4 protein-coding genes and 1 pseudogene are annotated in these 4,777 nt (G+C 69.9%); all 5 read left to right on the top strand.

The window, feature by feature from the left end:
- Positions 1-307: pseudogene (locus NQ160_RS18735) on the top strand (peroxide stress protein YaaA); the annotation flags it as partial.
- A gap of 63 nt (positions 308-370) precedes the next feature.
- The gene (locus NQ160_RS18730) at positions 371-1,129 is read left to right on the top strand and encodes a DUF5684 domain-containing protein (protein WP_257516628.1); all 759 of its coding nucleotides are present in this window, start codon (positions 371-373) and stop codon (positions 1,127-1,129) included.
- Positions 1,126-2,112, top strand: a complete 987-nt coding sequence (locus tag NQ160_RS18725; RefSeq protein WP_257516627.1) for an aldo/keto reductase — start codon at positions 1,126-1,128, stop codon at positions 2,110-2,112. Before NQ160_RS18730 ends, NQ160_RS18725 begins: the two co-directional genes overlap by 4 nt.
- A gap of 99 nt (positions 2,113-2,211) precedes the next feature.
- On the top strand, positions 2,212-3,945 hold the full coding sequence (locus tag NQ160_RS18720; RefSeq protein ID WP_257516626.1) for an ABC transporter ATP-binding protein: 1,734 nt from the start codon (positions 2,212-2,214) through the stop codon (positions 3,943-3,945).
- 41 nt (positions 3,946-3,986) lie between these two features.
- The coding region (locus NQ160_RS18715; protein WP_374113678.1) for an ABC transporter permease at positions 3,987-4,777 on the top strand (791 nt) is incomplete at its 3' end.

Below are 4,777 nucleotides of genomic sequence, written 5' to 3'. Positions count from 1 at the left end.
GGCGGCGATCGCCGCCGCGGACCCCGCCTTCGTGCTTGATCTGCGCTCCGAGGCCTACGTCGCGCTGGGCCCGGTGCCGGCCACCGTCGACAGCGTCTACGTGCGGGTGGTCTCCGCGGGACCCGGCGGCACGGTGCGCGCGCTCAACCACTTCAACAAGCGTGCCAAGGGCGAGCTCGTGCGTCTGCTCGCCGCCGAGCGCCCCGTCATCACGTCCTTGCCGACGCTGCGCGACTGGGCGGAGAGCGTCGGCCTTCAGACGCGCCCCGGCACCCCCGGTGAGATCGAGCTGTTCGCTAGCATGTGATCACGGTGTGCGCCCCGTCGACGTCGTGCGCACCATCATCGTCTGACTTCGGAGGCCGACACCATGAGTCCTTACGACACCGACAGCGCCGCCGTCGCGGTGCTCGCCCTGCTCGGGATCGGCATCGGCCTGCTCCTCGCGGCCGGCGGGTACGTGCTGACGTCGCTGTTCATGATGAAGATCTTCGACAAAGCGGGCGTGCAGGGCCGCTGGCGCGCGTGGGTTCCGATCTACAACACGATGGTCTTCGTCAAGCTCGGTGATCTGAACCCCTGGTGGCTGCTCATCGCCTGGGGTGCCGGGATCCTCCTCGCCCCTGTGGGCGTCGGGTCGCTCTTCTTCTTCGCCGCCGGGGTCTACACGATCCTCGGCGCGTACCGCGTGGGACTGAAGCTGCAGAAGGAGCCCGTCTGGGTCGTGCTCTACATCTTCCTGTCGATCGTGTGGCTCGGCATCCTCGCGTTCGACCGCTCACGGTGGAGCCTCGCCGTTCCGCCGGCGCCCTGGGCGAATTCGTTCCTGCGTGACACCACACGGTGGTCGGGCATCCCGGTGCAGGCCCCGGCCGTGGGGCAGTACCCCGCTGCCGGCTACGCCGCCTACCCGCCGCCGCCCGCCACGGGCGCCTACCCGCCCGCCTCGTACCCGCCCGCCGGCTACCAGCAGCCCGTGCCGCCCGCCGGCTATCAGCCGCCTGCTGCGCCCGCGGGCTATCAGCCGCCCGCGGCCACCCAGCCGCCGCCCTATGAGCCTCCGCAGCCGCCGACGGCCCCGCCTGACACCGAGCCGCCCGCGGCACCCGAGCCGCCCCGGCAGCCGTGACCGGCCCGGCGCTGCGCCGCGTCGGCGCATCGGGACTGGTCGTCTCGGCCGCAGGCCTCGGCTGCAACAACTTCGGTCGCGCCGGCACTGTGACGGAGACCCTCGAGGGCACGCGTGCGGTGCTCGATGCCGCCATCGACGCGGGGATCACGTTCTTCGACACCGCGGACATGTACGGCAAGGAGCCGGGCCTGTCCGAGACGCTGATGGGGCAGGCACTGGGCGCGCGCCGCGACCAGGTGGTGCTCGCGACCAAGTTCGGGCACTCCGGCGCCGCCATGCCGGGACTTCCCACGGAGGCGAAGGGATCGCGGGCGTACATCCGGCGGGCGGTCGAAGGGTCGCTGAAGCGCCTGCGCACCGACTGGATCGACCTGTACCAGCTGCACACCCCGGACCCCGGCACGCCGATCGAGGAGACCCTCGATGCCCTGGGCGACCTCGTCCGCGAGGGCAAGGTGCGCTACATCGGCCACTCCAACCTCAGCGGATGGCAGATCGCCGAGGCCGATCTCGTCGCCCGCGCGCGGAACGACGTGCCGTTCGTGTCCGCCCAGAACCACTACAGCCTGCTCGCCCGGGCGGCCGAGCGCGAAGTGCTCCCCGCCGTGGAGCGCTTCGGGCTGGGGTTCCTGCCGTACTTTCCCCTCCACAACGGGCTGCTCACGGGTAAGTTCCGCCGCGACGAGGCCCCAGCCGACAGCCGCATCATGCGCCAGCGCCGGCACGTCTACGACGACGCACCGTGGGATGCTCTCGAGGCCTACCGCGCCTTCTGCGACGAACGCGGCATCAGCATGCTCGAAGCGACCTACGGCTGGCTGCTCTCGCGCCCCGGCCTGTCGAGCGTCATCGCCGGGGCGACCACCCCCGAGCAGGTGCGTGCCAACGCTGCGGCTTCAGCATGGGTGCCGCTTTCCGAAGACCTCGAGGCCATCGACGCGATGTTCCCGCTGCCGGCCGACCCGGCCGCGCGCGTCTGAGGGCGGTTCGCCCACAGCGCACGCGCGCGACTGGCTCGTCGCGGGGTGCAGGCGTAGCGTCTCAATCGGTGCGCCATGCCCGGCGCTGAAGGGGGGACCGTGCTCGGCAAGCTTCTGGCCCAGTACACGCGACCCATGTGGCCGCTCGTCGTCGCGGTCATCGTGTTCCAGCTCGCCCAGTCGGTGGCATCGCTGCTGCTGCCCACGCTGAACGCCGACATCATCGATGAGGGCGTCGTGACCGGCGACATCGAGGTCATCTGGTCCCTCGGCGGGGTCATGCTGATCGTCAGCGCCGTGCAGATCATCTGCGCCATCATCGCCGTCTGGTTCGGCTCGCGCCTCGCGACCTCCGTCGGCCGCGATCTGCGCGCCGACCTCTTCCACCGCGTGGTCGCGTTCTCGCAGCGCGAGGTCGGCCAGTTCGGCGCGCCCTCGCTCATCACCCGCAACACCAACGACGTGCAGCAGGTGCAGATGCTGGTGCAGGTGTCGGCGACCCTCATGGTCTCGGCCCCCATGCTCGCCATCGGCGGCATCATCATGGCCATCCGTCAGGATGCCGGGCTGTCGTGGCTCATGGCCGTCTCGGTGCCGGCGCTTCTCATCATCGTGGGTCTGATCGTCGTGCGGATGGTGCCCGCGTTCACGCTGATGCAGCGACGCATCGACCGCGTGAACCAGATCCTGCGCGAGCAGCTCACCGGCATCCGCGTCATCCGCGCCTTCGTGCGCGAGCGCGAGGAGCGCGCCCGCTTCTCCGGCGCCAGTGAAGACGTCATGGCGACGGCGCTGCGGGCCGGAAACCTCATGGCGCTGATGTTCCCCGCCGTCATGCTCGTGATGAACCTCTCCAGCGTCGCGGTCATCTGGTTCGGCGCGGGCGAGGTGCAGAATTCCGGCGTCGAGATCGGCACGCTCTTCGCCTTCCTCAACTACATGATGCAGATCCTGATGGGCGTCATGATGGCGACGTTCATGTTCGTGATGATCCCGCGGGCGGCGGTCTGCGCCACGCGCATCGGAGAGGTGCTCGACACCGGGCCGTCGGTGGCTGCGCCCGCGGCGCCGGTTGTGCCTCCCGTGCCCGAGGGGCGGATCGAGTTCGACCACGTCGGCTTCGCCTATCCGGGTGCGCAGGAGCCGGTGCTGCACGATCTGACCTTCACCGTGCCGCCGGGAACCACGACCGCCGTGATCGGCTCCACGGGGTCGGGCAAGACCACCCTCGTGGGACTCGTGCCGCGGCTTTTCGACGTGACCGCAGGTACGGTGCGGGTCGACGGGGTGGACGTGCGCGACATCGATCCGGACGACCTGTGGCGGCGCATCGGCCTGGTGCCGCAGCGGGCGTTCCTCTTCTCGGGCACGGTCGCGTCGAACCTGCGCTACGGCAACGGCGAGGCCAGCGACCTGGAGCTCTGGGAGGCGCTGGACACTGCGCAGGCCCGTGACTTCGTCGAGGCGATGCCCGGGCAGCTCGAGGCGCCGATCGCGCAGGGTGGCACGAACGTGTCGGGCGGTCAGCGGCAGCGTCTGGCGATCGCGCGGGCGCTGGTGAAGAACCCAGGCATCCAGATCTTCGACGACTCGTTCTCGGCGCTGGACCTGCAGACCGACGCGGCCCTCCGGCGCGCGCTGGACACTCGGCTGCCGGGGACGACCCGGCTCGTCGTCGCCCAGCGGGTGTCGACCATTCAGGGAGCGGACCAGATCATCGTGCTCGAGCACGGCCGCATCGTCGGCATCGGGCGCCACGACGACCTGCGCAGGACCTGTCAGACGTATCGCGAGATCGTCGATTCCCAGCTGGCTGCGGAGGCGACGGCATGAGCGGTCCGGGCCCGCGCGGACACGGCCCCGTAGGCGCTCCCGTGCAGAAGGCACAGAACTTCGGGCCGAGCGCGAAGCGTCTGGCATCCATGCTGCGCGTGGACATGCCGCAGTTGATCACCGTGCTGGTGCTCGGCGTGCTCAGCGTCGGACTGACGGTGACCGGTCCGAAGATCCTCGGCGAGGGGACGAACGTCGTGTTCGCGGGGTTCATCTCGCTGCAGGCGCCCTCGGGCGTCACGAAGGCCGAGGTGGTCGAGGGCCTGCGCGCCCAGGGCGAGCAGGAGCAGGCCGACATGCTCTCGGCGATGGACTTCGTCCCCGGCGCCGGCATCGACTTCGAGCGGCTGCGGTGGATCCTCATGGCGGTGCTCGCGATCTATCTGCTGGCCGGCATCTTCGGCTGGCTGCAGGCCCGCATCCTCAACGGCGTCGTGCAGCGCTCGATGCACCGGCTGCGGATGCAGGTGGAGGAGAAGGTGCACCGCCTGCCGCTGTCGTACTTCGATCGGGTGCAGCGCGGCGAGCTGCTGAGCCGGGTCACCAACGACGTCGACAACATCGGGCAGACCTTGCAGCAGACCCTGTCGCAGGTGGTCGTGTCGCTGCTGACGGTCATCGGCGTGCTCATCATGATGTTCGTGATCTCGCCGATGCTCGCCCTCATCGCGCTGGTGACGATCCCGCTCACCGTGGTCGTGACGCTGCTCATCGCCCGGCGGTCGCAGAAGCTCTTCGTCGCGCAGTGGAAGGCGACCGGAGTGCTCAACGCGCGCGTCGAGGAGACCTTCTCGGGTCACGCGATCGTGAAGGTCTTCGGACACCAGCGCGA

The sequence above is a fragment of the Microbacterium sp. zg.Y909 genome (assembly GCF_024626565.1).
Note: the sequence above shows the minus strand (reverse complement) of the source record. Positions and strands in the feature narration are given on the sequence as shown.

Bases quoted from the DNA above. Each gene is read 5' to 3' on its own strand.
- NQ160_RS18730 (WP_257516628.1), top strand. From the start codon at position 371: ATGAGTCCTTACGACACCGACAGCGCCGCCGTCGCGGTGCTCGCCCTG.